Annotated in this window: 1 protein-coding gene; it reads left to right on the top strand. The window is 42.2% G+C overall.

Annotated features, from left to right (window positions below; genetic code table 11):
• Positions 1-411: 411 nt before the first annotated feature.
• A complete protein-coding gene (locus FTV41_RS14715) occupies positions 412-951 on the top strand; it encodes a plasmid replication DNA-binding protein (RefSeq protein WP_174660748.1) in 540 nt (179 codons plus the stop codon).
• Positions 952-1,375 lie beyond the last annotated feature (424 nt).

Raw genomic sequence — 1,375 nt, 5'->3', positions numbered from 1 at the left:
GGTCTAAAAAATGACTCCGAAAGCCTCTTTTTTGGTGTTCTTCCCGCCAGTTTCCTTAAATTGCCTATAGTTGCGTTAAATTGCCTATAGTTGCGTTAAATTGCCTTAAATCAGCTGCTAAATCGCCTTAGAAACAGGCCGAAATTGCATTCTTTTGCAAAGAATTGCACTTAATTGCATTGTTTTGCAGAAAATTGCATTGTTTCAGCTCCTCCCTATAGGCAGTTGCATAGAATTGCGTAAAATTGCATAGATTTGGACGGCAAGATGTGTATTGTACGGGTACGGGCAAAGCCCTTCCCGAACAACACTTCTACCTTATTCGCCAGGGGGCTTAACGGTAAATCTTGCTCTACGAGGTCCCCAGTCGCTGCCGCGATTTTTTAACACCAAAAATAAAGGGAATAGCTTATGTCTCTACTCACCATTGTTGAGGCGTCGAGAAAATTTAATATCGGTAGAACGACAATTTATAAAGCCATTAAGAAAGGTGAGATCACCCCCCAATTAAACGAACTTGGTGTGCAACAGATAGACCCCCAAGATATGATCCGGGTCTTTGGCCATCCTGGGAAGAAAGCTGTTTCAGGAGACGCTAAATCGAATGTTTCTGTGAACAATGATGATCTTGTCCGCGAACTGCGGTTACAGATTGAAGAACTAAAACAAGATAAGTCCTTCCTTAAACAAGAAATAGCCAGCGTTAGACGTGATTTTGATGACTTCAAGCTACTCATAGAACACAAGCAAAAAACAGAAGTGGCTGAAACAGGCGAAACTGGAGCTAAACAGGATCAGAGCAGTTTTGGTGAACAGAAAAAACAGGATGAGAAACAGACCGGAACACAGCCTGAAAATTTGAAAAAGACAGATTTGGAGCCAAAACACTCCACAGAACAGCCAGCCAAGAAGGGTTTACTCCGGAGACTGGTCGGTGAAATTCTCCGCTGAAGCATAGCGCAAATGCGCATTTTTCTAGCTTTTGATTTGAATATTGCAGAAACAATGCCTTAAACAAAAGAAAAACCCCGAAATGCCTTGCAACATTTCGGGGTTTCGCTTTATATTCAGCGGTACGCAGTTATTTGATGCTAACAACATCAAGTAACGAAGATCATAAGGTTTGGCGACCGTTATGATTTCACACTAAGGCTTGTACCTGAACTCTATTTTCACAATAAACAGTGTTTAGTTCAAGACCCAAAATGATAAGTCTTCGTTAATCCGTGTTTTAAATCATCAAATAAGCATCCTAGATCGAGCTTTGCCTGCTCCTGCGTGTCCGTTTTACGGATTGGCATGCGTTGCATGTGGAGGGAATAAGTGTCACTGGTGCAACGTAGCGATAGTCGAAAGGCTAAACCGCTACAGGGGA

Origin of the sequence: Acinetobacter sp. YH16051, assembly GCF_013417135.1 — a bacterium.
GTDB lineage: Bacteria > Pseudomonadota > Gammaproteobacteria > Pseudomonadales > Moraxellaceae > Acinetobacter > Acinetobacter towneri.
Note: the sequence above shows the minus strand (reverse complement) of the source record. Positions and strands in the feature narration are given on the sequence as shown.